14 protein-coding genes, 10 pseudogenes and 1 other annotated feature are annotated in these 26,303 nt (G+C 62.7%); of the genes and pseudogenes, 5 read left to right on the top strand and 19 right to left on the bottom strand.

The window, feature by feature from the left end; genetic code table 11:
• Positions 1–94 precede the first annotated feature (94 nt).
• From ACD578_RS30445 to ACD578_RS30465, 5 genes and pseudogenes are all read right to left on the bottom strand, one after another.
• A complete protein-coding gene (locus ACD578_RS30445; protein ID WP_404295589.1) occupies positions 95–883 on the bottom strand; it encodes an ABC transporter permease in 789 nt (262 codons plus the stop codon).
• Between the two features lie 5 nt (positions 884–888).
• On the bottom strand, positions 889–1,941 hold the full coding sequence (gene nodI, locus ACD578_RS30450; RefSeq protein WP_404294692.1) for a nodulation factor ABC transporter ATP-binding protein NodI: 1,053 nt from the start codon (positions 1,939–1,941) through the stop codon (positions 889–891).
• A gap of 20 nt (positions 1,942–1,961) precedes the next feature.
• Entirely contained in the window at positions 1,962–3,317 is a 1,356-nt protein-coding gene (nodC, locus tag ACD578_RS30455) for a chitooligosaccharide synthase NodC (protein ID WP_404294588.1), read from the bottom strand.
• 137 nt (positions 3,318–3,454) lie between these two features.
• Positions 3,455–3,760 (bottom strand): hypothetical protein, encoded by a 306-nt coding sequence (locus ACD578_RS30460; protein ID WP_404294693.1) that lies wholly within the window; start codon positions 3,758–3,760, stop codon positions 3,455–3,457.
• Positions 3,760–3,840 (bottom strand): annotated as a pseudogene (locus ACD578_RS30465) (acyltransferase); the annotation flags it as partial. The gene ACD578_RS30460 and the pseudogene ACD578_RS30465, both read right to left, overlap by 1 nt.
• Positions 3,841–4,259: 419 nt before the next feature.
• Between ACD578_RS30465 and ACD578_RS30470 the strand changes: the two are divergent.
• Positions 4,260–5,939, top strand: a complete 1,680-nt coding sequence (locus ACD578_RS30470; RefSeq protein ID WP_404294568.1) for an IS1182 family transposase — start codon at positions 4,260–4,262, stop codon at positions 5,937–5,939.
• A gap of 7 nt (positions 5,940–5,946) precedes the next feature.
• Here the strand turns inward: ACD578_RS30470 and ACD578_RS30475 are convergent, their stop codons facing one another.
• From ACD578_RS30475 to ACD578_RS30500, 6 genes and pseudogenes are all read right to left on the bottom strand, one after another.
• Entirely contained in the window at positions 5,947–7,320 is a 1,374-nt protein-coding gene (locus ACD578_RS30475; RefSeq protein WP_404294694.1) for an IS110 family transposase, read from the bottom strand.
• A 260-nt stretch (positions 7,321–7,580) separates the two neighbouring features.
• Positions 7,581–8,075: pseudogene (locus tag ACD578_RS30480) on the bottom strand (transposase); the annotation flags it as partial.
• Positions 8,076–8,445: 370 nt separating this feature from the next.
• The gene (locus ACD578_RS30485; RefSeq protein ID WP_404295583.1) at positions 8,446–9,444 is read right to left on the bottom strand and encodes an IS630 family transposase; all 999 of its coding nucleotides are present in this window, start codon (positions 9,442–9,444) and stop codon (positions 8,446–8,448) included.
• 415 nt (positions 9,445–9,859) lie between these two features.
• Positions 9,860–10,516, bottom strand: coding sequence for a response regulator transcription factor (locus ACD578_RS30490; RefSeq protein ID WP_404294696.1), 657 nt, complete (start codon positions 10,514–10,516; stop codon positions 9,860–9,862).
• Positions 10,517–10,669: 153 nt separating this feature from the next.
• Positions 10,670–11,699: pseudogene (locus ACD578_RS30495) on the bottom strand (IS3 family transposase); the annotation flags it as partial.
• A gap of 322 nt (positions 11,700–12,021) precedes the next feature.
• Positions 12,022–13,092, bottom strand: a complete 1,071-nt coding sequence (locus ACD578_RS30500) for an IS110 family transposase (RefSeq protein WP_404295580.1) — start codon at positions 13,090–13,092, stop codon at positions 12,022–12,024.
• Positions 13,093–13,207: 115 nt separating this feature from the next.
• On the opposite strand from ACD578_RS30500, the gene ACD578_RS30505 reads away from it, so the two are divergent.
• Positions 13,208–14,239, top strand: a complete 1,032-nt coding sequence (locus ACD578_RS30505; RefSeq protein WP_404294519.1) for an IS110 family transposase — start codon at positions 13,208–13,210, stop codon at positions 14,237–14,239.
• Between the two features lie 635 nt (positions 14,240–14,874).
• A complete protein-coding gene (locus ACD578_RS30510) occupies positions 14,875–15,090 on the top strand; it encodes a TniB family NTP-binding protein (protein WP_404294698.1) in 216 nt (71 codons plus the stop codon).
• Between the two features lie 47 nt (positions 15,091–15,137).
• Here the strand turns inward: ACD578_RS30510 and gmd are convergent, their stop codons facing one another.
• Together gmd and ACD578_RS30520 are read right to left on the bottom strand one after the other, a co-directional pair.
• On the bottom strand, positions 15,138–16,208 hold the full coding sequence (gene gmd / locus ACD578_RS30515) for a GDP-mannose 4,6-dehydratase (RefSeq protein WP_404294700.1): 1,071 nt from the start codon (positions 16,206–16,208) through the stop codon (positions 15,138–15,140).
• Between the two features lie 96 nt (positions 16,209–16,304).
• A pseudogene (locus ACD578_RS30520) lies at positions 16,305–16,424 on the bottom strand (sulfotransferase); the annotation flags it as partial.
• A 1,458-nt stretch (positions 16,425–17,882) separates the two neighbouring features.
• Here ACD578_RS30520 and ACD578_RS30525 point away from each other — a divergent pair.
• Positions 17,883–18,915, top strand: a pseudogene (locus ACD578_RS30525) (IS110 family transposase).
• A gap of 341 nt (positions 18,916–19,256) precedes the next feature.
• Here ACD578_RS30525 and ACD578_RS30530 read toward each other — a convergent pair.
• From ACD578_RS30530 to ACD578_RS30550, 5 genes and pseudogenes are all read right to left on the bottom strand, one after another.
• Positions 19,257–20,185 (bottom strand): annotated as a pseudogene (locus ACD578_RS30530) (IS701 family transposase); the annotation flags it as partial.
• A 33-nt stretch (positions 20,186–20,218) separates the two neighbouring features.
• Positions 20,219–21,393, bottom strand: a protein-coding gene (locus ACD578_RS30535) for an IS3 family transposase (protein WP_404294702.1) whose coding sequence is annotated in 2 segments (ribosomal slippage) — positions 20,219–21,159 and positions 21,159–21,393 — 1,176 coding nt in all. Because the reading frame shifts where the segments join, the coding sequence is not laid out codon by codon here.
• Positions 21,050–21,166 (bottom strand) — a sequence feature (AL1L pseudoknot). Its footprint overlaps the gene before it by 117 nt.
• Positions 21,394–21,496: 103 nt before the next feature.
• Positions 21,497–21,844: pseudogene (locus ACD578_RS30540) on the bottom strand (transposase); the annotation flags it as partial.
• A gap of 235 nt (positions 21,845–22,079) precedes the next feature.
• Positions 22,080–23,435, bottom strand: coding sequence for an IS1380 family transposase (locus ACD578_RS30545; RefSeq protein ID WP_404294703.1), 1,356 nt, complete (start codon positions 23,433–23,435; stop codon positions 22,080–22,082).
• Between the two features lie 202 nt (positions 23,436–23,637).
• Positions 23,638–24,542 (bottom strand): annotated as a pseudogene (locus ACD578_RS30550) (IS701 family transposase); the annotation flags it as partial.
• Between the two features lie 39 nt (positions 24,543–24,581).
• Between ACD578_RS30550 and ACD578_RS30555 the strand changes: the two are divergent.
• Positions 24,582–25,688 (top strand): annotated as a pseudogene (locus tag ACD578_RS30555) (IS701 family transposase); the annotation flags it as partial.
• A gap of 200 nt (positions 25,689–25,888) precedes the next feature.
• Here ACD578_RS30555 and ACD578_RS30560 read toward each other — a convergent pair.
• Positions 25,889–26,263, bottom strand: a pseudogene (locus ACD578_RS30560) (transposase); the annotation flags it as partial.
• Between the last annotated feature and the right edge of the window lie 40 nt (positions 26,264–26,303).

The raw sequence follows: 26,303 nt of genomic DNA on the forward strand, positions 1-26,303 counted from the left end.
GCCCTGGCTCAAGACCATTCCACATAGCTAAGTTGCATTGTCACAGGCAGCCGCGAAGGCCAGTCGGGCGTCACCAACATCAAGAAATCTTGCGTCAACGCATCAGGCGTCGATGAAGCACCGCGGTTGAAAGCAAGAACGGCAAGACGGCGTAGATGCAGAGTGCAGAAATGTGCAGGGCGATGCTGTCGACCGGGCGACCAAGCATCGCCGGGCGAATGATGTCGAGTGAATGTGTCAGTGGCAAGTAGGACGCTATTTGCTGAAAAGATCTGGGAAGTTGACTGACCGGAACGACCACGCCGGACAGAAAAACCATAGGTGTGAGAACAAGCGTCTGGTAGAATACGAAGTAGTCATAACTGGGCGCGAGCGCCATGACGACCATCGCTAGACTCGCAAAGGCAAGACCAGTGAGGGCGATGACCGGCAGCGAGTAGAAGACGGGTGGCCACGCTGCGTAGCCCAGCGCGGCGGCAAGAAACGCAATTGCCGTTCCGGCCAGAAGGGCTTTGGTGGCGGCCCACGCCAATTCACCGAGTACGATGTCGCCGAGCGTGAGCTTTGTGCACAGCATTGCTTCCCAGGTGCGCTGGGCACCCATTCGGGCGAAGGCCGCATAAATGGTTTCGAAGCTCGCGGCGGTCATCGCGCTTGTTGCGACTATGCCAGCCGCCAAAAACGCGATGTATGAGGTGCCATCGACGCGACCTACGACCATTCCGAGACCAAAGCCAAGGCCAAACAGGTTGGTCATCGGATCGGCAAGGTTCCCGAGAACTGATGCGAGCGCGACTTTCTTCCATGCCAGATAGTTTCGGCACCAAACTGCGACCCAGTTCCAACTATTGGCGGGCAGAACCGCCACAAAGTACTGGCCCATCGCGTTCATTGCTCCATCTCGCGCCCGGTCAGCCGTAAGAAGACATCCTCGAGGTTCGGGGGACGCTGCAGAACCCGTAGACCCGCGTGCCCGCGCAGCTGCACGCGTATCTGCTCTGGATCTAGCGCATAGCAAAGGAGTGTCTCCCCGCGCACCTCAATGTGCCGCGCGTACGGCCTGATCAGCGCAGACAGCTCGTGTGGATTGCTGCCATAGATCTCGAGCACGTGGCAGCCGATCTGCTCATCGATTAACGTTTGGGGCGCTCCTTCAACGATCTTGCGCCCTTCTTCCAGCACGCTCAACCGGTCACATAGCCGCTCCGCCTCTTCCATGAAGTGGGTGGTCAACAGAATCGTCTTGCCCCGCGCCAGAAGCGAGCGCATGCGCTCCCAGATTAGGTGGCGCGACCGCGGATCGAGGCCGGTGGTAGGCTCGTCCATCACCAGAAGTTGCGGGTCGTTGATAAGCGCACGCGCTAGCGTTAGGCGCCGCCTCATGCCGCCAGACAGTTCGGAGACGCGCGCATTTGCCTTGTTCTCGAGCGCGGTGAATTCGAGCAGTGACGGCATTGCCCCTTCGATCTCGCGTGCGCTCATGCTGAAATAGCGTCCGAAAACCAGCAGGTTCTCGCGCACTGTGAACTGGAGATCCAGGTTGTCGAACTGTGGGACCACGCCGATGCGCGCGCGCGCTAAGCGAACCCGTGCCGGCACTGGCATGCCGAGCACCGTGATCTTGCCCGCGTCAGGCGACGTCATGCCGAGAACCATTCGTGCGATCGTGCTCTTGCCCGCGCCGTTCGGGCCCAGCAGGCCAAAGCACTCTCCCGGTGCGACGGAGAACGACAGCCCGTCGACAACGATCTTGCCACCGTATGACTTCCTTACGCCGACAAAGTCGATTGCCAGCGTCGGCTTGGAGCCTAGGAGAGAACAATTCTGGTTGATTTGCGTGTGACGCTCCTGCTCGAACGGATTGCTATCGAGCCGCCACGGATCGTCGGCGGCCAGTTCGCGATTCAACAACTGATACTTCCTGTCCTGCGTCAAAGCCATCCACCTAGGTTTCGTGACGTTCACTCGGCGCTGCAAATGCTGTCAGACGTCGCGAGCGGGGAAGACTCCGCGTGCGAACGAGCCTGCGAAACGCCGTCGCATGGCTGACGGTCCTGTGGTGCCTGATCCAGTGATCGGGCTTCGAATGCGGCTTGTTTCCCACCCGTGTTGGGTACATCGGCCACAGAACCGCGCGACAGCCAATCGCTATTGCTCAACGTGCACAACGCATAGGCTTTGACGGGGAGTAAGAGAAAGAGGTTGATGAGTGTGTGCAGAGAAAAGCCGACAAATCGCAGTTGGTGAGACCGAAACGCTGCCACGCTGCAGCGAGTGATGGTCATGGCTGCAACTACCAGGCCTGTCCACCAAGGCACTGTGGCTGTCAGGGCGAGCTGCGCGATCGCCGTTAGCACCGACAGAGCGAGTAAGAGCGGGCCAAGATTCTGGCCGATCACGTCCAACGTGAGATAGTGATTGAGGCCCGGCAGCAGACGCAGCGCAAGCAACGTGTCCCGGAAAGTGCTCCGTGCCCAGCGGAGTTGCTGGCGCAGATATGAGTCCAGCTTGTCCGGAACAACTGTTGCCGCGATGGCGTCCGGGACGTACTCGGTTCGGAAGCCTGCTTTCAGCATGAGGATCGTGAGATGGCGATCCTCACCGAAGTCACTCGGCCTTCCCCGGAACAGTTGCGTCTCGTACTGATCAAGCAGCAGAAGGAGCGCGGAACGGCGGTACATAGCACATGGGCCGCAGCAGCACATAACGGCCCCGAAACGAGCCTGCGCCGCGCGCTCCTCATTGCAAGCCAGCCAGTACTCCATGTCGATCAACCGGGTCAACCAAGTGTCGCTCCGGTTGCTCGCCGTCAACTGGCCCATGGCCGCGCCGATCATTGGATTGTTCATCTTCCGAGCAAGCTTGGTGATAACATCGGACGAAATTGTCGTGTCCGAGTCAACGTTGAGCACCAAATCTCCAGAGGAGCGGCGTATCGCGGAAATCTGCGCCTTGCGCTTTCCAATATTCTCGCGGAGCAGTATGAAGTTGAATCTCGGATCACGCGCATAGGTGGCGTGTACAGGTGAGACGGCGTCGCGATTTCCAGAACCGTCATCAACCACATAGACCCGCAGTGTTCCAGCGTATTCTTGCTGTGCAATGGAAGCCAGGCACTCCGAGAGCGTGCGCGGGTCCTCGTTAAAGCACGGGACGATGACATCCACGCTCGGCAGAAGGTCGGAGCCGACCAGCTCTTCCGACCGCAATGACACGTTTGTCGGCAGAGCATAAACGGTCTGCATGCCTTTATAAGCAGTCGAGAGCAGGGCATATGATGCGATGGCGGCTGTGCTGGCGATATCGAGCAGACTCATGGGATGTTGCTTGTCTCAGTGATGTCGAGGAAGCGAGCGGATTACAAATCCGCGCTCATGCAATGATGGAATCATGCGGCACAGTGCTGTGACGGTCTGGTCGCGCAGACCAGCGTCAGTGCCCGGTCTCAATCGGCTCATAGGCTTAGTCCCCCTGCCAAGATTTCCTGAACTAGCTCTATGTAAACAACGAGATTGCCAACGGAATCCTCGATCGCGTCTCTGCTGATTCCAGCTTTGTCGGCCTCTACCCAGCAAGCTCTGGCGAGCCGTTCAGCTTCAGAGGCATCGGCTACGGGGGTATACCCAGTTGGATCGATGTTTTCATCAATCCACCGATCCACAAATTGCTTTGCGTCTTTTGTCATATCGATTCCTTTGAAGGGAACGGATTTTGCGGAAGGTAAGCTATCCTGCTCAATAAGCTCAGTGATCAAATTCAAAAGACGTTCGCGAGTTCGATATGGTCGGAGAGCTGCAGCTCATTTTCCCAACACAGTCTCCACCGCACCTGAGAGCGCATGTGAGGACCTCCTCTTTCCTGCGGTTATCTAAGGGACGCATCACACGGTCGAGGCGGCGCGATTGGTGCACGTCAGACGTTGTCGCCAGCGATCGTGGTGCTAGCCATGCGGTCTGATATAACCTTGGTAGCGCCGCATTCCAGAGCTGATGGGCTCTCTCACTGCTTCCTGCCCTTCCTGCGCCGTACGTAAATGCTGCCGCCGACGTCCTTGAGTTCGGGCAAGTGACACTGTCCTAATGCAGCATTCCGCAAGAGTGGTAAAATCGATTGTTTCGATGGCAGCTATCCACGCTATGGATCCAAGGGAAACATGGATTTGCTTCGGTTAAGATACTGCTGGCGAACGGGGTGGAGCGATTGAGGCAGGCTCGGCGTTCAGGCTGTAGGGGGCTTGGGTTCAGACCTGGAGGGTTCTCATGTCGCTCCGCCCGACTTTGAGTGGGAATGTCCCAGCGTCAACCGCAACCGTTGCCCGTGCGGCCTTTCCCCGTGGCAATCCCTATCTGCGCTTGCGTGACCACCTCGGGACGATTTTTACCGACGCCCAGTTCGCACCCCTCTTCGCCCCTTGCGGGCAACCGGCGGAATGCCCGTGGCGGCTGGCGCTGGTGACCCTGCTCCAGTTCGCCGAGAACCTGCCCGACCGGCGCGCGGCCGATGCGGTCCGCGGTCGCATCGACTGGAAGTATCTGCTCGGCCTGGAGCTGACCGACCCTGGCTTCGACGCTTCGGTTCTGAGCGAGTTCCGCGGCCGTCTCGTGGCCGGCGGCGCGGAGGAGCATCTGCTCGACACGCTGTTGGCGCTGTGCCGTGACCTGAAGCTGCTCAGTGCCCGGGGCCGGCAGCGCACCGACTCGACCCATGTGCTCGGAACCGTCCGTTCCCTGAACCGTCTCGAATGCGTGACCGAAACCCTGCGCGCGGCCCTGAATGCCTTGGCGATAGCGGCCCCCGAGTGGCTGCGCGCTGAGGCGGATCCTGCTTGGCTGGAGCGATATGACCGGCGGGCTGGCGATCATGACGTGCCGCAAGGCGAGACGAAGCGGCGTGCTCATGCCGAGCAGATCGGCCGCGATGGTCATCAGTTGCTTGCGGCCATCATGGCTCCTGGCGCTCCGATATGGCTGCGTCAGATCCCGGCCGTTGAGTTGCTGCGGCAGGCCTGGCTCCAGAATTTCTCCATCATTGGCGATGTCCCGGCCGCCGGATCTAAGGCCACTCCCCTGGTGCGATGGCGGACCGAACAGGAGGGATTTCCACCCTCGCTGTTGATGCTCGCCTCGCCCTACGATCCGGAGGTGCACTACGCCAGGAAGCAGTCCACGATCTGGATCGGCTACAAGGTGCATCTGACCGAGACGTGCGATGAGGGCGGACCACACCTGATCACGCATGTGGAGACTACGCCGGCACCTGTCGTTGATCGCGACGCGCTCGAAGACATCCATGCAGCGCTCGAAGCCAAGGGCCTGCTGCCCGGTACTCATCTGGCCGATGCCGGTTATGTTGCGGCCGACCAGCTTGTCGCCAGCCGGAGGAAGGGTGTCGCGCTGTTAGGCCCGGCTCCCAAGGACTACCAGTGGCAGGCCCGTTCAGGCGAGGGCTTCACGGTGCAGGACTTCCGCCTCGATTGGGAGCGGGAAGTGGCGACCTGCCCGGCCGGGCATCAGAGCAAGAGCTGGAGTCCCGACGACCATCAGGGACGGACCGCCTTCAAGGTTCGTTTCTCGACAACAGATTGTCGACCTTGTCCCCTGAAGACACAGTGTACCCGAAGCGGGCGGCGACTGCTCACGCTACGACCACGCGAGGAACACGAGACGCTGGAGGCGGCTCGCCAGCGCGAGGGGCAGCTTGCCTTCTCAAAAGAGTATCGACGGCGCGCTGGCATCGAGGGAACGATTTCGGCAGGCGTCCGGGTCATGCATCTGCGGCGCTCGCGCTATATCGGTCTCGCCAAAACGCACCTTCAACACGTGCTGACGGCAGCCGCCATGAACCTCATCCGACTCGGGGCTTGGTTTGCGGGCACGCCGCTCGCACGAACCCGGCAATCCGCCTTTACCAAGCTCATGATGGCTCCCATCCCAGCATGATGAATTCCTAAGAAACAACTACTGCGGTTGAGGCGGGCTCTGCCTTTTCCAGGACATAGCCGAGTGACTTGGCGCGGCGGCGGAGATTGCTCAGCACCCGCTGCCGGTAGCGTTCCTCGTAGTAGGACGCCCCGGGATCGGCATAGGTCATGCCGTGGCTCAGCGTGTTGTAGACCAGCACCGCGATCTTGCGCGCCGTCGCGGTGATCGCCTTGGCCTTGCCCACCCGCGCGGCGAGCCGCCGGTAGAAGGCGCCCAGCGCCGTCTGGGTGCGCCCGACCGCGCCCGCGGCCAGCCGCAACAGCGCCGCGACCCGGCTGCCGGAGCGGCGCGTGCGGCTCGACAGCACCTTGCCCCCGGAGATCTTGTTGTGCGGCGCGAGGCCGAGCCAGGAGGTGAAGTGCTGGGCGCTCGGCCAGGCCGCGAGATCCGTGCCGCACTCGCTGACCAGCTTGAGCGCCAGGTCGGGTCCAATCCCATCGATCTGGGTCAGGTCGACCCCGAGGATCGCATGCAGGGCCGCGCGCACCGGTACGGCCGGCTCATTGGCCTGCGGCTGCGCGCGACGGGGCAGCGGCAGCGCCGCCGCCGGAGGCGGGTTCTGGGCTTGCAGGCGCTCCAGTACGGCCGCAATGCGCTCGTCGCAGGCGGCCACCTTGGTCTGGTAGACCTCATACAGCTCCAGCGCCTGGGCCAGGGCGAAGACGTGCTCCTCCCGATCGTTGCCGACCAGCGCGGCGCGCAGAGTCGCAAGCGGGGTCTTGCAGCGCCCGTCGCGCAAGGCGGCCAGGCGGTCCGGATCGCGCTCGCCGGCGACAAGGGCCCGGATGATGCGCAGCCCCGTCTGGCCAGTGATGTCAGCCACCACGTGCTGGAGCTGCAGGTTCATCTGGATCAGCGCCTTCTGCATGGGCTGGATGTGGGCGGCGGCGGCTTCCAGGAGGCGCTCGCGCTGGCGCAGATAAGAGCGCAGCGTGGCGATCTCGCCTTGCGGGTGGAAGCTGGCCCGCAGAAGCCCGTACTCATGCAGACGCTGCAGCCACTGGGCGTCGCACACGTCCGTCTTGCGGCCCGGCACCTGCTTGACCTCGCGGGCATTGACCACCACCACCGCGAAGCCGCGCTGGGTGAGGATCTCATAGAGCGGGATCCAGGAGACCCCGGTCGACTCCAGGGCCACCGTGGCGACCCTGCATTGCTCAAACCAGTCGGCGAGGCGCTGCAGGTCGCCCGTGAAGGTGCCGAAGGTGCGCACCGGCTCGGGATCACAGCGGAGCAAGACGGCCGCCACATGCATCCGGGCGCCGATATCAACGGCGGCCGCATGGGGGTGGACCGGGGCGAGATCCCGCTGCAGGCGGGATGGCGACTTGCGCGTCATGGCAGGCTCCTCCTCGAGACATCAACGGAGGGCGGGGCTGTGCGAGATCATCACATTCCTAACCGGGATCGCCTGGGCGTCACCACTCTCAAGTGCGCAGCAGCCCGTGGACCATGTTCGCCATCGGGGTTGGGACCACCACATTCACATCGGCCGCTCCCCTCCACGGTCGATCATAGGGCGCCCTGTTTCTCCCGCCACAGGCGGATTGAAAATCCGCGCCCGTTCGCCAGCAGTATCAAAAGCGGAGCAAATCCAGCCTGCACCTTGCGCCAGACCCGGCTGACCGTGTCCTTGCCGACGGCTCCGCCGAACAAGGCGGAAAGCGCCCGGCGCACCCGCCGGGTGTTGGTGCCCGACAGATAAGCGGACGCGATCAGCGCATCCGCCGCCTTGGTGCGGCGCTGATAAGCCCGGAGCGCCCCGCTGCGCCACTCGGTGGCGGTGCCATCCTCGGCGTGCAGGCGGGCCCGTGGCACGGCAATCTCGGTCTGACCAAAGGTGCCGGTCAGGCTGCGGCAGCGACTGCCATGACGGTAGCCGTGAGTGGGGGCGGGTTGTTCGTGGGATCCCTTGCGGCCATAGCGCGGCCGGCCCAGAGCTGTCTCGAGTTCCGCCTGAATGAGGGCTTCGATCCAGTCCCGCACCCGCTCGCGCACACCCGTCTCGATCGGGTCGATCCAATCGTCGAAAAGCCGGGCCTCAGGCTGCCCGGTTGAATGCACAGAATGTGACTTGCTGATAAGGTCTGTCATGGCGTGGTCTCCCACGGGACCGGAGCGCTCCAACGCCCGAATCCCGCTGTGTGGGTTGCAACACCCGGAGACTACGCCACCCTCAAAAGTCTACCACCTCCCGGACGGCACCTACACCGGAACCCAAAGATTTCTCTTGCGTCACCTGGGGCGTCCATACATGTTGCACGGATCGGTTGGTGAGCGCACTGAGCCCACCCCATGCCTTTCGTTTAGGCGACGCGGACGGTGTTACTGAGCACTTTGGCGTGAGACGAGCGATCTAATAATTTCAGTGACTTAGCCTGCGCTCTGAGACGAAAGTCTGGGCACCTAACCTGAGATTCTCGTTGGCTTTGGGCATTTATTGATCCGGTCTTCATTGACTTGATCATGCGGCATAGCGGACGGCCTTGTGGCTGAAATAGCTTCGGACGCGGGCGGGCGTGTTCGACAGTCGGCGCATGTGGCGGACAGTTGCCCGCTTGAGCTGCTGTTTGCTGCGCGCGGGCGACTGGCGGGTGACAACCTGCTTCAGGTCGGCGTTCAGGCCCTCCACGGGGTTCAGTTCCGGACTGTAGGCGGGCAGGTAGAAAACCTCGATCTTCGCCCAATGCACCCGCAGCCGGTCCAGGATCAGGAGCCCCTTGCGCTTTGCATCGCGGATCAGGCGGTGCAGGAAGCGGATCAAGCTTGCGGCGGTCACCGCCGCGTCGACAATCATCCAGCGCAATGCGCCGCGATTGCTCACCGCCACAATCAGGCTCAGCCCGGCGCGCCGGTGGCAGACCCGGATCACCGGCGTCCGGCCCCGGGGCGCAGAGCCGAGGCCGCGCACATCGTCCGCGCGCAGACCGGTTTCGTCACCCCAGAAGATGGTGCCCCGCGCCTGCCGGGCCGCCGCGACGATGGCCGGATACTCCCGCCGCAGCCAGTGCCGCACCGCGGCCGGGTTCTGCTCGTACGCACGCCGGAGCGGCTTCTGCGCGGTGAAGTCCCAGCGCGCCAGATCCTTGCCCACGGATCGCACGGCCAGCGCAATCCCACAGCGCTGCCAGATCACCGCACGCACCGCCATTCGGCTCCACAGGGCGAACGGCAGGTCCAGTTCGTCCGGGGTGTGCCGGCAGATCAGGCGCCGAATCTCGGCCTCCTGAGCGGCATCCAGCAGGCGCTGCTCATCCGGCTTGCGCCCGCGGGGCTTGCTCACCAGCCCCGGCGCGCCCTCGGTCGCAAACCGCCGGCAAATGTCGAACACCCCGGTTGGCGACAGCCCAACCTGGGCCGCGATCGCCCGGTCAGTCAGCCCGCACTGCCGGAGCCCGATGACTTGCCGCCGGCGCTCCTCTTGAGCCGCGGCCGGCAGCTTGCGCATGTCCACGTGCTTCATGCCGATCAAGCTGGAGCCAACCAAGACCCTTTCAAGACAATGAGGCTCGGATCAATAACCTGAGATTTTCGTTGGCTTTGGGCAGTCAACGTGAGACTCCACGCTCCCAGAGTCCCAGGTCAAAATGCCCACGACTTCTCAAAAATCTGGAATCTCACGTTAAAGTGCCCAGCGACAACGCATCTGTTCGATCGCAACCCCGACCGGCCCCTCGCCGGAGGTGAGGCTCGGCGGAGCATCGTTCGTCGTTAGGTGCGCCTTCAGATTCTGTCTGTCGCGAACCGTTTGTTTCAGAGTTTCAGGGGCTCGGCCGGAAGTCTCAGCAGCGGAGGGCGGCGTGTTCGAGGGCAGTGATTTCGACGGCACGGTGATCCTGCTCTGCATCCGGTGGACAGCGAGCTTACTGAGACCGAGCTTACTTGGGCAATGACGAGTTGACCCCGAGCATCTCAACCATTCTCACTAGCTCGGCGAGGGACCGCGCTCCCATTTTCCGCATAACATGGCCGCGATGAATCTTGACGGTAATTTCGCTGACCCCTAGCTCCCCCGCGATTTGCTTGTTCATCAAACCGGTGGCAACGAGGCCCATCACCTCTCGCTCGCGCCGCGTGAGAGCGCCAAAGCTGGCCCGCAGGCTCGACAATTGCTTCTCAGTATGTCGCCGCTGACGGTCACGATCAAGCGCCACAGCCACCGCATCCAATATATCCTGATCGCGGAATGGCTTGGCCAGAAAATCGATCGCTCCAGCCTTCATGGCCTTGACCGACATTGGAATGTCACCGTGACCGGTCATGAAAATGATAGGAGTTTTGATGTTCCCTTCGGCCATTTCGGCCTGAAAGTCGAGGCCACTCAGCCGTGGCAATCGGATGTCGAGCACCAAACAACTCGGCACGTCCGGAAATCTAAACTGCAGCAATTCGGTCGCCGAGCCGAACATCTCGACTTTGAGCCCGACAGAGCGAAACAGGCTTCCGAGTGCATCGCGAAGGGCTTCGTCATCATCCACGATAAAGATGACCGGCTCTTCGGCGTTCGCAGGCACTGGAGCTGAACGGTGCGACATGAGGCATCTCTCCAACTACCCAGACGGTCGCGATTAAATTAGCACCTTGAGCAGTGAAAGTGGAGAACAGAATAGCTTGATGTCACTCAAGGGTGAGGAGGCTCGGTTTGTCTGAACAGGGTTTTCGGACGGATAAGTGGAGGCTCTGCCGTGTTAAGCTGCCACGAGTTGCGGCAGCGGGGTAAAGTAGGCCTGATCGGGTGTCTGCCGGTCAAGGCTCGAATGAGGCCTCCGGCTGTTGTAAAAAGTCAGATATCGGCCGATTGAGGCGCGGGCCTCGGATACGCTGTCGTAGGCTTTCAGATAGACCTCCTCGTATTTGATGGACCGCCAGAGCCGCTCGACAAAGACGTTGTCGCGCCAGGCGCCCTTGCCATCCATGCTGATCGCGATCTCGTTCTTGAGCAGCACGCTGGTAAAGTCGTGGCTGGTGAACTGACTTCCTTGATCCGTGTTGAAGATCCCCGGCCGGCCATAGCGGGCCAGCGCTTCCTCCAGGGCCTCAATGCAAAACGCAGCCTCCAAGGTGATCGACAGCCGCCAGGCCAGAACCCGCCGGCTGAACCAGTCGACTACCGCCGCCAGATAAACGAAGCCGCGCGCCATGGGGATGTAGGTAATATCCATGGCCCAGACCTGATTGGAGCGGGTGATCGGCAGCTTGCGCAGCAGATAGGGATAGATCTGATGCCCGGACGCTGGCTTGGAGGTGTTGGGCTTGCGGTAGATCGCCTCCATGCCCATCCGCTTCATCAGCGTGGAAACATGCAGGCGTCCGACCGTAAAGCCCTCCGCGACCAGCAGATCGCGCAGCATCCGACTGCCCGCGAACGGATAGGCAAGATGCAGTTCGTCCATGCGCCGCATGAGGGCCAGATCAGTCGCCGAGACCGGCTGCGGCTGGTAATAGAGGCTGCCCCGGCTGATCCCGAGTTCCTCGGCTTGCCGGGTCAGCGGCAGGTCATGCGAGCGATCGATCATCGCTTTGCGCTCGGCCACGTTCCGACTTTGGCGAGCGCGTGTTCTAAAAATCATTGGCCAGGGTCAGCTCGCCGATCTTGGCATGCAGCGTCTTCACGTCCACAGGTGGCGTCGCTGCCTTCTCGGCCCCGAACACGCCGACCGCTCCGTCGAGGAGCTGCGCCTTCCACTGGGTGATCTGGTTGGGATGGACATCGAACTCTGATGTTCGTTGTCAATGATGTCGGACGTGGGTGTGCGCTCCTCTGCAACGATCAGGGCATACAAGGATGAAGCAATTGCGCAGGGCCGGAGGCAGAGCCGCAAGACGACGGTTGAGCAGACTCTGATGCGCGGGTTGGTGACCGCATTTCCGTGTGTTCGTCCGGGGCTGCCTCGATCTGTTGACGGGCGTCAATGGTGTCCCATCGGCCACACAATTCGAACGAGGGTTCCCCACCGAGGCCCTGCCTCCGGTGCTGCGCAATCACAGATGTCAGGCGAACGTGATCCAGGTCTTTGTGAGATCTTGTCTTTGTGCACCTTTAGGCGGCCAAACGGGGTTGGATCTCGCGCCCGATCGCCCACAGGAACGCCGCCATCTCCCGCGCAATCGCGGTTACTACCACGGTCTGGCGCTTGCCGGCCGCCATCAGCCGGCGATAACGCGCGCACAGCCGCACCTGCGCCTTCCAGGCAATCGCCCGCACGATCGCTGGTAAGCCCTCCTGGCGCTCCTGCAGGAAACGGCTCATCCGGGCCGGAAAGCGATAGGTCCAAGCCCCCTCGATCAGCACCCGACGGACCCTTGTGTTACCGGCCTTGGTGATGCCGCCCCGCCGCACCCGCTCACCGGTCGAGCTCTCACACGGCACCAGGCCGAGAAAGGCCATCAGCTGCCGTGGGCTCTCGAAGCGGCGCACATCACCAATCTCTGCCACAAAGGTTACTGCAGTCAGAAGCGCTACCCCGCGCAGGGCCTGATAGGCCTCGACCACCGGCGCCATCGACCAGGTCGCGACTATCTCGGCGACTTGCTGGGTCAGCCGCTCCAACCGCGCCTCGGCATCCGCAATCGCCTGCCGGTATTCGCCCAAGACCAAGTACTGAGCCGGATGCTCGAAGACGAGCTCCGCAAGCCAGCGGGCATGCGCCCGGGTCCAAGGCTTGCGGCCGGAGAAGATCCGCCCATGGCGCAGGAGGAAGGATTGCAGGTACTGGCGCTTCTCGCGCAAATCCGCCATGGCCGCTTCGCGCGCCCGCACCGCCTCATGCCCCGGATCCGGCACCCAGATGGCGGTCAGCTCGCCGGCCCGGTGCAGCCGGGCCAGGGTCAAGGCATCGCGCCGGTTGGTCTTGACCCGTTCGCCCGGGCGTTTGGGGATCAGGGACGGGGCGATGACCGCACAATCGTATCCGAACGCGCTGATCTGGCGCTGCAGGCCATAGCCGGTCGGCCCCGCCTCATAGCAGAACAACAATTCGCTGTGTCGGCTCGCCAGCTTGTGGACCAGACGCCGCACCGCCTCGGGGGTATTGTCGATCTCGCCGAGAAAGCGGACTTCGCCCTGACGGCCGTCCTCGGCCACGGCGCCCGAGATCTTCAGTTTCGAGATGGGATATTCGGCCGGCTGCGGAGCCCTCCACTGGTTGATGGGGGCAGTGCGTCAGGCCAATGATACAACGAGAGCAGTTGAGAACGACTTCGGGTCTTAGTAGAGGAAGCGCAGCATGAAGCACTACGTGGGTCTGGATGTTTCGGTCAAGGAGACATCGGTGTGCATTGTCGATGAGACAGGGAGGATCTGTCGCGAGTTGAAGGCTCCCAGCCATCCGGAGGACCTTCTTCAGGTCCTACAAGATCCTGCCTGGCGGATGGAGCGGATCGGCCTTGAGGCGGGCCCGCTCTCCCAATGGCTCTTCGATGGGCTCGCCAGGGCAGGCTTGCCCGTCGTGTGTATCGAGACCCGGCACACCAAGGCCTTCCTCAAGGCCCAGGTCAACAAGACCGACCGGAATGATGCCCGCGGCATCGCCCAGATGATGCGGGTCAACCTGTTCCGACCGGTTCACGTCAAGACGCTGGCGAGCCAGAAGCGCCGTGCGCTGCTGACCGCCCGTAAGCTCCTGCAGGAAAAGGCCATTGCCATCGAGAATGATTTACGCGGTCTGCTCCGCAACTTTGGCCTCAAGGTCGGAGTTGTCGGTGCGCTCAAGTTCGAGGAGCGTATTCACGAACTGGTGGCTGGCCTGCCGGACCTGGCCGAGATCACCAAGCCGCTTCTGGATGCTCGCCGGACCCTGCGCGAGCACTTTGCCAGCCTGCATCGCAAGCTTCTGGAGATTGTGCGTGGCGACGAGGTCTGCCGCCGGCTCATGACCGTCCCTGGAGTAGGGCCTGTGGTCGCTCTGGCCTTCGTCGCCACCATCGACATCCCAGCCCGGTTTCGGAATTCCAAAGCGGTGGGGCCGGCTCTGGGCCTCACGCCCGTGCAGCATCAGTCCGGCGAAAGCAAGCGGGTTGGCAGGATTTCGCTGTGTGGTGATGGCATGATGCGAACGCTGCTGTTTGAAGCCGCTCAGACGCTGCTCACGCGAGTGACGAGATGGTCGTGGTTGAAAGCATGGGCGATGAACGTGGCCAAGCGGCGCGGAGCGAGAAAAGCAATCATTGCGCTGGCCCGGCGCCTGGCTGTCATCCTGCATCGCGTGTGGAGCGACGGAACCGAGTTCCGGTGGGCGAAGGCGGCATCGGCCGCCTGACACACGATCACGATTCAAGAAAGTCTCGGAACTTCGCCGGCTGGCGGAGCGGTCTCCCTCGCGGGACGACGAATGAAGTGAGTTCGCTGGATACCTGGTCTCCTTCGCAAGTTGCGAGAGAACGCTTTAGAGATTGTTCCACTTCATTCTTCTGATCCCATTATGGAAGGGCTTTGATGCCGATTCCGGAAAGAAGCGAGAGCCTGCAGGGGGCCACTGCACCGAACGCCGCGATGGATTTAAAGACGCTTGACTGGAACTAGCCGAATAAAGAAGGTATCCAGACCGACAAACACTTTGCTCTTCTGCTGCATGGCTCGTCCCCTGTGCGGGAGGCTCGGCGCCGGCCCATCCGGCGCAACCCTCGCTCGCCGCATAGTGTGGACGAGCCACCTCCGCTGGCAACGAACATACGGTCTGTTGCGCCAACTCGGCCAGGGTCTTCTCGCCTCTCAAAGCGACCAGGGCCACTTTGGCCTTGAAAGCCGGTGAGTGATTGCGGCGGGGTCTCTTGCTCATCGTTTCTCCTGTTCGGCAGCCATTCTGGCCGCTCTCAGGCAGAAACTCCACTTGTCCCGCTGTTCAAATTTCCCGAGCCAGCTCTCACCAACGGGCCGCCACCTATTTCATGAGGTTTGCTCTGGCACGCTCTCCTCAGCAACATCAGAGCCATCCGAACGGAACGCTGGGCGGGTTTCACGAGAGCCCGGCGCGTCCTCGAACTCGTTCAGGCGCTACGCGACCACCCGTCCGCGACTCGGTCGACAGGGCTTGCCATCGGCGACCATAGCGGCATGGGCAAGACACGCAGGCCAGGAGGTCTCAGAAGGAGTAGCGGCGCGAACTCGTAGGTGTTGAGCTCAAAGGCCGTCTGTCGCTTTGGGAACATGACGCAATTTTAGTCGTGCCGGTTTTGCCGATTTTCTTCCCTAAGAGCAGTTTGGAGATCCTGCTCGACCATCTCACGGACGAGATCCTCAAAGCTTGTTCGATGCTGCCACCCGAGGACCTGTTTCGCCTTTGATGGATTGCCAATCAGGAGATCGACTTCGGTCGGTCGGAAATACCGCGGGTCAATTTCAACCAGAACCTCGCCGGATTGCTGGTCAATACCCTTTTCGCTGGCTCCCGAACCCTTCCACTCGATTGCTCTGCCGACACATGTGAACGCCTTCTCCACAAACTCACGCACCGAATGCGTTTCGCCTGTGGCGAGCACATAATCGCCGGGTTCGAAGTGCTGCACGATCCGCCACATGCCCTCGACGTAGTCGCGAGCATGCCCCCAGTCGCGCTTGGCGTCGAGATTCCCGAGGTAGAGCTTCTGTTGGAAACCGTGTTGAATTGCGGCTACTGCCCGGGTAATCTTGCGAGTGACGAAAGTCTCGCCCCGGATTGGACTCTCGTGATTGAAGAGAATGCCATTGGAGGCGTGAATGCCATACGCCTCGCGGTAATTGACAGTGATCCAGTAGCTGTAGAGCTTGGCGGCTGCATAAGGCGAGCGTGGGTAGAACGGCGTAGTCTCGGTCTGGGGCACGGCTTGAACCTTGCCATAAAGTTCCGAGGTGGAAGCTTGATAAATGCGCGTCCTACCCTCGAGCTTGAGTATCCGAATGGCCTCAAGCACCCGCAACGCTCCGATGGCGTCGGCATTGGCGGTATATTCGGGCGTCTCGAACGACACCTGCACGTGACTTTGAGCCGCAAGATTGTAGATCTCGTCCGGCTGAACCTCCTGAATGATACGTATGAGGTTCGTCGAGTCCGTCATATCGCCGTAGTGTAAGAAGAAGCGCACCCCTGCTTGATGTGGGTCTTGGTAGAGGTGATCAATCCGTTCGGTGTTGAAGGAGGATGAGCGCCGCTTCGCTCCATGGACGATGTAGCCCTTGTTGAGCAGCAGTTCGGACAGGTAGGCACCATCCTGACCGGTAGCGCCGGTTATGAGAGCGACCTTTTGTGTCATGATCTTCGCCTATTCAATACAATCGGATGTTCACTGCACAATCGGATGTTCACTGCCTACCCGGAACACGGGGATCTGTAGTTACGTTGTTACCGTCAACTCACCGTTGCTCATCAGGTTCGAATGGTCGTTCAGCAACTCTTCCAAATAGTGTGTGCCAGTCCTTGGCATCGCAACGATTGCAAATGGATCAGGCGGCGGTGTGGGGTGGATCATTGCATGTGTTTCCAACTAACTCGATCGCGACGGTTCGGGTGGCTCCCAGCACAAGACTCCTGGCGGTCATCTCTTAGCCGCCTCGTTCAAAGTTGAGGAAGCGGGCGGACTACAGATCCGCGCTCACGCAACGTTGCAAGCAAACGAGATGGCGCCATGACCATTTAGTCGCGCCGACCGGCGTGAGCGCCCGGTCTCAACGCGTCGGGAGAGCACTCGTCCTTCCTGCGCCGTACGTAAATGCTGCCGCCGACGTCCTTGAGTTCGGGCAAGTGACACTGTCCTAATGCAGCATTCCGCAAGAGTGGTAAAATCGATTGTTTCGATGGCAGCTATCCACGTTATGGATCCAAGGGAAACATGCGGTTCAAGGGCCTTGATCTAAATCTCCTGGTCGCGCTCCACGCTCCCTGCTGGGCTGTTTGGTGGAGATCTTGCCGAAACCTGTGCGCACTACCTGCTTCTCGCTGGCACCGTCTTCCAGACGCGAGCCGAGGCCAAGGATGCAATTGGGGTTACATCGACGGCGTGCGCCATATCACCTGGCGCTGGATCCCTTTTCCAGAAAGGAGGGGTTTGGAAGAAATGACCCTTGGGCCAACGGCTTACCTGGCGGCGAAAGCCAAAGGGGACAGTAGCATGCCGATAAAGCAGACATGGTCCGAAGACGCTTACGGCCATGGTCTGCAAGGCCCGCGCGATAAGGTGAGAGCCGCATTGCTCGAACCTCAGCCTCCAGTGATGCAAATGTACATCCCTCGACACAGCGTCTGAGGTCGAGGCCATCGCGATAGAGCGATAAAGTCGTCGTCGCTCGAACCTTCCATGCGATGGGCGATGGGGAATAACCCCATTCAAGGAGACAGACGAGGCACCTACGTCGCGCTCGAGACGTCCAGCATCAAGGGAATATGGGATCGCCCGCCGCGCCGCGAGGCGCAGGGCGACGGAGCCACCGTAGTACTCCGAGGACGGGAAAGCCGTCCACATGGGGAGGGGTGGCAGGTGTCCTGAAACTTGAACGGCGAGGTACGCGAGATGCGAAACGCCGAAACCGACTTGGGAATCATCCACAACCGCGGCAGGCGAAGACTATCAGCGGTCGTGGAGGGCACTGGAGAGCCGGGTGCTCCTAATGGGTGCGCCGTGAAAACGGCGAGTCGAATCCCCGCCTTAGGCGGGGGAAGCCGGGAGAGATGCTTCCGGGTCAACCATCTGACCTGATGGCGAAAGCCTCAAGGGACAAGAGCATGATGGTAAAGCGGGGGCTGGGCGAACATGCCAGACCCAACGCCCCGCAAGGCCCGCGTGATATGGTCAAGGATGGATTGCTTGAACTCTAGATGCCGTAATGGGCCTGCCGCTCACGGAGTAGCGAAGCAGGGTGGCTGTCCCTCAGAGTGATGGTGTTGAACCGGGGTCCGAGCGGATCGGCCCCAAGCATCATGAGGGACAGCCATGGACTACTATGCCGGAATCGATGTGTCTTTGGAACTCAGCAGCGTCTGCATCCTCGATGCCTCAGGGCAGATCATTCGCGAGGCGAAGGTCGCCAGCGAGCCTGAGGCGCTTGCCACCTTCCTCGCCGGCCTGAACCTGCCGCTTACCCGCGTCGGCCTGGAGGCTGGTCCTCTGTCGCAGTGGCTGCATGCCGGCCTTGGGCAGGCCGGGTTCGAGGTGGTGCTCCTGGAGACGCGCCATGTGAAGGCGGCGCTCTCGGCCATGATCGTCAAAACTGATCGGCGCGATGCGCGTGGCATCGCCCAACTCCTGCCGCATGGGCTGGTTCCGCCCCGTCCACTGCAAGTCGCCGCCGGCGCAAGAGGTGCGGGCCCTGCTCATGGCCCGCAAGCAGCTGCAGGCCAAGATGCGGGATATCGAACTCAGCCTGCGTGGGCTGTTGCGCGGCTTCGGCCTGAAGGTGGGCGAGATCAGCAAGGGCCAGTTCGCCACGCGGGTGCGGACCCTCACGGCAGGCCATGCGATGTTGGAGAAGATTGCCGAGGCGATGCTGCGCGCTCGCGAGGCTCTGCAGACGGAGTTCGCCCAGTTGCACCGGGCGATGCTGGCAATCGCCCGGGAGAGCGAGGTCTGCCGGCGGCTGATGAGCGTGCCAGGTGTGGGAGCGCTGATTGCGGTCACCTTCACGTCCGCGGTGGACGATCCCGAGCGCTTCGCCCGCTCACGAGCCGTGGGGGCGCACTTTGGCCTCACGCCGAAGAAGTACCAGTCGGGCGAGACCGACATCACCGGAGCGGTGAGCCGGGTGGGCGATCCGATGGTGCGCACGGCCCTGTATGAAGGAGCTCACATCCTGCTGACCCGGGCGGTGCGCTTCTCGGCGCTCAAACGCTGGGCGCTGGAGGTGGCCAAGCGGCGCGGCATGCGGCGGGCCAAGGTGGCGCTGGCCCGGAAACTTGCGGTCATTCTCCATCGCATGTGGATCGACGGCACCACCTTCCACTGGAGCCGGGAGGGTGTTGCTGCATAGGAGGAGCAAGCGTTCGGAACGGGGCGGCTCTCGTCCTGTTCCCCTGAGGTCCCGTCGCCGGGACGATGGAGGCGGTCAAGCCGTAAGTAGTGCCGTGAGCACCTGATCGAGGTGGAACACGCGTCTTAGATGGGCTGACCGCATCCTCTCTGATGGCATGGTGGGGCGGCCGCGCGCCGACCCCGAACAGAAGCAAGACTTCGGCGACAGGACAGTCACTCAGGGGATTGACACTCAACGGCCCATTACAGAAGCACTACTTTGGCACTTTCATCAGTGAGCCGAGGGTGAAGCGCGCCCGACAGAACGGACATCGCAGGCGCATGGCGTGTGCCAGATGATCAAGCAGCAGGCGCCGAATGGCCGGCAGGCTGGGTTGCGGCGGTGGTCCGCTGGCTTTTCTTTTTCCCCCTTTGGCTGCCCGCAGCCGCAGATGCTGCAGGAACAGATAGGCGATCAGCGTCAGCAGCGCATGCCGATGGAGACCCTGCCAAGAGCGGCCCTCGAAGTGATCGAGCCCAAGCTCCTCTTTCAACTGCTGATGCGCCTGCTCGCACACCCAGCGCGCCTTGATGAGAGACGCTAATTGCTTCAATGGCGTGTCGGGCGGCAGGTTGGACAGGTAGTACTTGCGCTCCCCCGACGAGCGATGCTCACCCACCAACCACATCTCGTCGCCTGGCAGGTGCTGGGCGGCATGCCCGCGCAACTGAACCGCCGGTCCATCAGCCACCCGCACACGCGTAGTGGCAAACCTCGCCTGCAACGGGCCTTTGGTGCCACGCCGCCAGGTGACCCGGCGCCATGACACCTTAGCCAGCATAGCCTCGGCCGAAACCGCTTCGACATCCGGAATCAGCGTCTTGCGGGGTCGTCCGCGCGTGGTGGTGGAGGCCACCATCTGCACATCGGCCGGATAAACCTTCTGAATGCGCACGGTGCCCACAGCCCAGCGCAACCCCAGAGCCGAGAGCGCCTGCCGGAAGGGTGCGCTGATGCCATAGCCGGCATCGGCCAGCACCGCCCCGAAGCTCACGCCAGCCTGCATGACACGCTGGAGCTCAGTGAGGGCGATCTGCGGCTTCGAGCACTCCGTCCAGAAAGGCTCGGGCACACCGGCGCGCTGCAGGCGCCCGGGATCCTTGATCCAGGTGTCAGGCAGGAACAGGCGCAAGGCGACTGGGATCGGCACCTCATCCTTGGCAAGCGTGAGGGAAACCAGCACCTGGCAGTTCGCCTTCTTGCCCACCACCCCGGCATACTGAACCGCGCCGAGTTTTCCGGAGGCTGGTTGGCTTGGATTTTACGCGGCCATCGGCGTGACCTCAAGCTGAACGTGGTAGGCGGCTTCCGCCTCGGCGGGCGGGACGTTGCCGATGGACTCGAGCAGGCGCCGATTGTTGTACCAATTGACCCATTCGAGGGTGGCGAACTCGACGCTCTCAAAGGAGCGCCATGGACCGCGCCGATGGATCACCTCGGTCTTGAAGAGCCCGATCACGGTTTCCGCCAGCGCATTGTCGTACGAGTCCCCAACACTGCCGACCGACGGCTCAATCCCCGCCTCGACGAGGCGCTCAGTGTACTTGATCGACACGTATTGAACCCCTCTGTCGGAATGGTGGATAAGGTTGGCGCGCCGCAGAGGCTGCCGCTCGTGGAGAGCCTGCTCCAGGGCATCGAGCACGAACTCGGCCCGGGCCGAGCGCGACACCCGCCAACCCACGATCCGGCGGGCGAAGGCATCGATCACGAAGGCCACATAGACGAAGCCCGACCAGGTCGCCACATAGGTGAAGTCGCTGACCCACAAGGCGTTCGGCCGCGGCGCCGTGAACTGCCGGTTGACCCGGTCACGTGGACAAGGGGCCGCGGCATCACTGACCGTCGTCCTGATGCTTCTGCCGCGAACCACACCCTTCAGGCTCATCTGCCGCATCAGCCGGGCGACCGTGCAGCGCGCAACATCGACCCCCTCGCGTTGCAACTGGCGCCAGACCTTGCGCACCCCATAGACGCCGAAGTTTTCCGCAAAGACCCGGCGGATCTCCTGGCTGAGGTCGTCGTCCCGGCGCTCGCGGGCCGATCTGCGGTGGGGATCGGCCTTGCGGGCGGCATGCTCGTAGTAGGTTGACGGGGCGATCGGCAGCACACGGCAGATCGGCTCGACCCCGTAGGTCTCACGATGCTCGTCGATGAACGACTTCATGGCTTGAAGCGGCGGTCGAGCTCCGCCTGGGCAAAATAGGCGCTGGCCTTGCGCAGGATCTCGTTGGCCTGGCGCAGTTCACGCACCTCACGCTCGAGCGCCTTGATCCGCTCCTGGTCTGTGCTCGTTGGCCCGGGGCGGAGGCCCTGGTCGCGCTCGGCCTGTCGCACCCAATGGCGCAGCGTCTCGCGCGAGCAGCCGATCTTGGCCGCAATCGACAGGATCGCCTCATACTGGGAGGTGTACTCGTCCCGATGCTCGAAAACCATCCGGACCGCGCGCTCGCGGACCTCTGGTGAATAGGGGGTGTTCGCTTTGTCATGGCTCCATCCTCTCAGGAGTTGGAGCCTCCGGGAATCCCGGCGCGGTTCAATACTGCGGACCAACACCCACCGAGTGGGTGCCTTTCTTCGGCAGAGCGGTGTCATCGATCACCAGGACAGCCTCAGGGCCACCCACAAGCCGATTGGCCTGCGCCAGCAGTTCAGCCTCCAGCGGAGCCTCATCCCACGGCCCCACGGACACGAAGTGATGCAGTTGGTCGTAGCCGACAGGAGCAAGCCGAGCCGCGATGGGCTGCAGGCTTTTGCGCTCACCGGGGCCAATCAGGCCTGCCACATAGAGCGGGCACATGCGCCGACGGGCTGGGTGATGCAGATGGCTGAGGAAGGGTTCGAGCCAGGACTGAAGTTCGTGCTCCCACGCAACTGAGGTGCTCATGACGACCTCCCGCGGAAAATCCTTCAGCGGAAAAACCGGTGGGGCTCCCCCGGTTCCTCATACCTGCCAAAGTAGTGCTAGCCCATCGCATTCACCAGAGCTTGTTGCAATGATGTGATTTGCGCCCAGGACGTGCTGATCCGCTGCGTCTGTTTCACCGCTGCGAGGGTTGGAACAGAGGGAACGCGTTGGCGGGAACGGGATGGGGTGATCGGGGCGATGGCAGCCCCCTCGCTTAGGGCGACGCCGCCCTCGGGCTTGGCATGAGAGCGGCAGCCAATGTGCGGACGAGGTCGGCTTCGGGACAGCAGGACGCGTAGGCCAAGCGGATGCGGCTTGCCGTTTCCTGCACCCGCACGGCGATCTTGAGCAGGCGAAGGCGCAACGTGGCGAATTCTGCTCGGGCGAGATCGCGCAGGGCTGGGATGGCCTCCCGCACCTGCAGCATCAGCCAGTAGGCGGCCGTGTGCAGCACCAGGCGAACCTGATTGGCCACCGCGCGCCGGCACGAGGTCCGGTCGGAGGCAAGCTGTGCCTTGTGGAACTTGATCCAGTTCTCCGCCTGACCGCGGGCACAGTACAGGCTCTCGTAGATGACTCGCGGGCTGGTTCTGATCAGGTTGGTGACCACAAAGCGGATGTCGAGCCCGAGGCGGGTCGCCTCAATGCGGGCCACCACCCGTCGCTCGCACGACCAGCTTTTGGCCCGGTGCATCGTCTCGGCAAAGCCGCGAACGACCTCGCGATCCTCCAGTGCCCTGTGGGTGCGCACCGCATCCGCCACATCCTGAACTTTGGCGGTGAGCGGCCGGGTCCCGGCCAGTCCAAAGAGGTAGCTGATGCCGTTTGTCTCGCAGAAGTCCATGGCCTCGGGACGGGCGTAATGGCTGTCACCCCGGATGGTGATGCGCGTCGTCGGCCAACGCGTGCGGATCCGGCGCACGAGGCGTCGCAGATGCGCCCGCACCTCCACACCCGAGGGTGTTTTGCCCGGCCGCAGTACGATGGCGACAGGCCGACCCGTGGCGCTGTCGTAGACATGGATGGGCAGAAAGCAACGCTCGTCAGAGTGGGCGTTGAACAGGGATAACTGCTGATGCCCATGCACGACATCGCAGGTGTCATCGATATCCAGCACGACGCTATCCGGCACGCTGGCGTAGCTTTCCATCCACGGATCGACCCGTGCATAGGTCAGCCGGATCGCATCGCGCAGACTCGGGGCATTCTCCAGACGTGAGAGGGTGGGCTGGGACGCCAGGTCAGTGCCCGTCTCCGGCAAGTGTCCGCAGGCGAGCTTGAATGCCGGATCCGAGCGCAGCGGGCCGAAGTCGTTGCAGTCCTCGTAGCCGCAGGCAATCGCGAAGATGCGGGCGCGGATCATGTCCGGAATGGCATGCTTGACCCGCTCTGGATCGCGCCGATCTGGAATGAAGCGCGCCAGCCGCTCGGCGATGCCAAGCCGGCGCTCGGCTTGAGCCAGGAGCATGACGCCGCCGTCTGAGGAGAGGCGTCCACCGTCGAAAGCGGCGGTGATCTTCTTGCGGCCAATGGCTGGAAACGGGAAGGTCGCAGTTGTATGGTCCGGCATGGCGAGTGTGGCAGCCTTGGAACGAGTGCAGGATCGGCTTTAGCAACCAAATCCTACGCTGCTACAAGTGCTTAAGCTACACTCGCCAATCCGCCTCATGCATAAAATGGGCTAGCACTCCTTTGGCACTTTTATCATTGATCCAAGGGTGAAGTGGGCCCGGCAGAGCGGACATCGCAGGCGCATGGCGTGTGTGATGTGATCAAGCAGCCGGCGCCGGATGGCCGGCAAGCTGGGTTGCGGTGGTGGTCCGCTGCCTTTTCTTTTTTCCCCCTGTGGCGGCCCGCAGCCGCAGATGCTGCAAGAACAAATACGCGATCAGTGTCAGCAAGGCATGCCGGTGCAACCCGCGCCACGAGCGGCCCTCGAAGTGATCGAGCCCGAGCTCTTCCTTGAGCTGCTGATGCGCCTGCTCGCACACCCATCGGGCTTTGATGAGAGAGGCCAGCTGCTTCAGCGCTGTGTCCGGCGGCAGGTTGGACAGATAGTATTTGTGCTCGCCCGACGAGCGATGCTCGCCCACCAGCCACACCTCATCGCCCGGCAGATGCTGGGCGGCCTGCCCGTGCAGACGAACCGCTGGCCCGTCGGCAACCCGCACCCGCACGGCCGCGAACTTCGCCCGCAGCGGGCCTTTGGTGCCGCGCCGCCAGGTGACCTGACGCCATGAGGCCGTGGCCAGGAGGGCCTCGGCCGAGATCGCCTCCTGATCTGGAACCAGTGTCTTGCGGGGTCGGCCGCGGGACGGCGGGGGCGTGATCATCTGCACATCCGCCGCATAGACCTTCTGGATCCGCACGGTTCCCACCGCCCAGAGCAGTCCAAGTGCCGAGAGGGCCTGCCGGAAGGGGCCGCTGATGCCATAGCCGGCATCGGCCAGCACCGCCCCGAAGCTCACCCCAGCCTGCATGACCCGCCGCAGTTCCGCTAGTGCGATCTCCGGCTTGGAGCGCTGCGTCCAGAATGGCGCGGGCACCCCGCCTGCCGCAGGCGCTCGGGATTCTTGATCCAGGTGTCGGGCAGAAACAGCCGCAGCACGATCGGGATCGGCACCTCATTCTTGGCCAGAGTGAGCGAGACCAGGCTCTGACAATTAGTACTACAGCCGGGTCTTGTGCGTTGTCTTAGACACGGAGGTGTCGCGCCATGACGCACGCAAGTGAGGCCCACGGCTGGGCCGATCAACTGGATGATCTCGTCGCCCGCATTGCTCCCCGCTTCAGCCGCGTCGAGCCGCGCCGACGCGCCCGGGCTTACCTGCAGGGCCTGCTGTCGCCGCTCGAGCGCAAGAACGGTTGGCATTTGGCCGAAGCCGCTGGCGATGCCAGCCCCGATGGCGTGCAGGATTTCCTCGCCCGCATGCACTGGGATGCGGATGCCGTGCGGGATGATCTGTGCGCCTACGTGGTCGAGCATCTCGGTGATCCTGACGCCGTGCTGGTGCTCGACGAGACCGGCTTCGTGAAGAAGGGGGACAAGTCGGGCGGCGTCAAACGCCAGTACTCCGGCACCGCCGGGCGCATCGAGAACAGCCAGATCGGGGTGTTTCTCGCCTATGCCAGCCGGCATGGGCATGCGTTGATCGACCGGGCCCTCTACCTGCCCGATACCTGGGCTTTTGACGCCGGACGCCGCGCGGAAGCAGGCGTGCCGGAGGAGGTGTGCTTCACCACCAAGCCGAAGCTCGGGCAGGCGATGTTGAAGCGCGCCTTTGCGGCCGGGGTGCCGTGCGCCTGGGTGGTGGGCGACTGCCTCTATGGCGCCGACCATCAGACGCGGCGCCTGATCGAGGCGCATGGGCGCGGCTATGTGCTGGCCGTGACCTCGGCCCAGCGGCTCGGGCTCAAGCCGGTCGAGGACTGGCTCGAGGACGTGCCGGCCCGGGGCTGGGCACGGCTGAGTGCCGGCGAAGGCGCCAAGGGGCCACGGCTGTATGACTGGGCCTATCTGCCCTACGGCATCCCGCCGACAGGCTGGAAGTCCGGCCTGCTGATCCGCCGCCAGAAGGGCCGTCCGCATCAGTTCACGTTCTATCTCACCTGGGCACCGGTTGACACGCCCCTGTCCACGCTCGTGCGGATTGCGGGGATGCGCTGGCGGATCGAGAGCTGCTTTGAGGAGGCCAAGGGCGAGACCGGGCTGGACGAGTACGAGGTGCGCGCGTGGACGGGCTGGCACCGGCACATCACCCTATCCATGCTGGCGCATGCGTATTTGACCATCGTGCGCCAGCACGCCATCGGGGGAGAGGCCCCCGTCGGGCAGGCCGCGGGACTGCTGCCGTTCACGGTGCCGGAAGTGCGCCGTCTGCTCTGGCATCTGGTGTGGGAGCGGCCGCCTTCGGTTGAGGCAGTCGAGCACTGGTCGGTGTGGCGCCGGCGCCATCAGCAGCGGGCGCGCGAATGCCACTGGCGCAAACGCACCCGACGCCGACGCAAGCCCCGGCTTGTAGTATTAGCCTGCTTGCCCACCACCCCGGCATATTGCGAGGCCACGCCCACGGAGTGCGTGCCTTTCTTGAGCAGCGCCGTGTCGTCGATCACCAGGATGGCGTCAGGCCCACCGACCAGCCGGTTGGCCTGGACCAGGAGTTCGGCCTCGAGCGGCGCCTCGTCCCAGGGGCCGACGGCCACGAAGTGATGCAGTTGATCATAGTCAGCAGGCGCCACCCGCGCGGCCATCGGCTGCAGGCTCTTGCGCTCGCCAGGCCCGATCAGCCCGGCGACATAGAGCGGGCACATGCGCCGCCGAGCCGGATGATGAAGAGGGGTGAGGAAGGGCTCAAGCCAGGACTGGAGTTCGTGCTCCCACGCCACTGAGGTGCTCATGACAACCTCTCGCAGAATCCTTCAGGAGAAGACGTCGACA

The sequence above is a fragment of the Microvirga sp. RSM25 genome (genome assembly GCF_044784385.1).
In the GTDB taxonomy this organism is placed as follows: Bacteria; Pseudomonadota; Alphaproteobacteria; order Rhizobiales; family Beijerinckiaceae; genus Microvirga; species Microvirga tunisiensis.

Bases quoted from the DNA above. Each gene is read 5' to 3' on its own strand.
- ACD578_RS30445 (WP_404295589.1), bottom strand. From the start codon at position 883: ATGGGCCAGTACTTTGTGGCGGTTCTGCCCGCCAATAGTTGGAACTGG.
- nodI (WP_404294692.1), bottom strand. From the start codon at position 1,941: ATGGCTTTGACGCAGGACAGGAAGTATCAGTTGTTGAATCGCGAACTG.
- nodC (WP_404294588.1), bottom strand. From the start codon at position 3,317: ATGAGTCTGCTCGATATCGCCAGCACAGCCGCCATCGCATCATATGCC.
- ACD578_RS30470 (WP_404294568.1), top strand. From the start codon at position 4,260: ATGTCGCTCCGCCCGACTTTGAGTGGGAATGTCCCAGCGTCAACCGCA.
- ACD578_RS30475 (WP_404294694.1), bottom strand. From the start codon at position 7,320: ATGACGCGCAAGTCGCCATCCCGCCTGCAGCGGGATCTCGCCCCGGTC.
- ACD578_RS30485 (WP_404295583.1), bottom strand. From the start codon at position 9,444: ATGAAGCACGTGGACATGCGCAAGCTGCCGGCCGCGGCTCAAGAGGAG.
- ACD578_RS30490 (WP_404294696.1), bottom strand. From the start codon at position 10,516: ATGTCGCACCGTTCAGCTCCAGTGCCTGCGAACGCCGAAGAGCCGGTC.
- ACD578_RS30505 (WP_404294519.1), top strand. From the start codon at position 13,208: ATGAAGCACTACGTGGGTCTGGATGTTTCGGTCAAGGAGACATCGGTG.
- gmd (WP_404294700.1), bottom strand. From the start codon at position 16,208: ATGACACAAAAGGTCGCTCTCATAACCGGCGCTACCGGTCAGGATGGT.
- ACD578_RS30545 (WP_404294703.1), bottom strand. From the start codon at position 23,435: ATGCCGGACCATACAACTGCGACCTTCCCGTTTCCAGCCATTGGCCGC.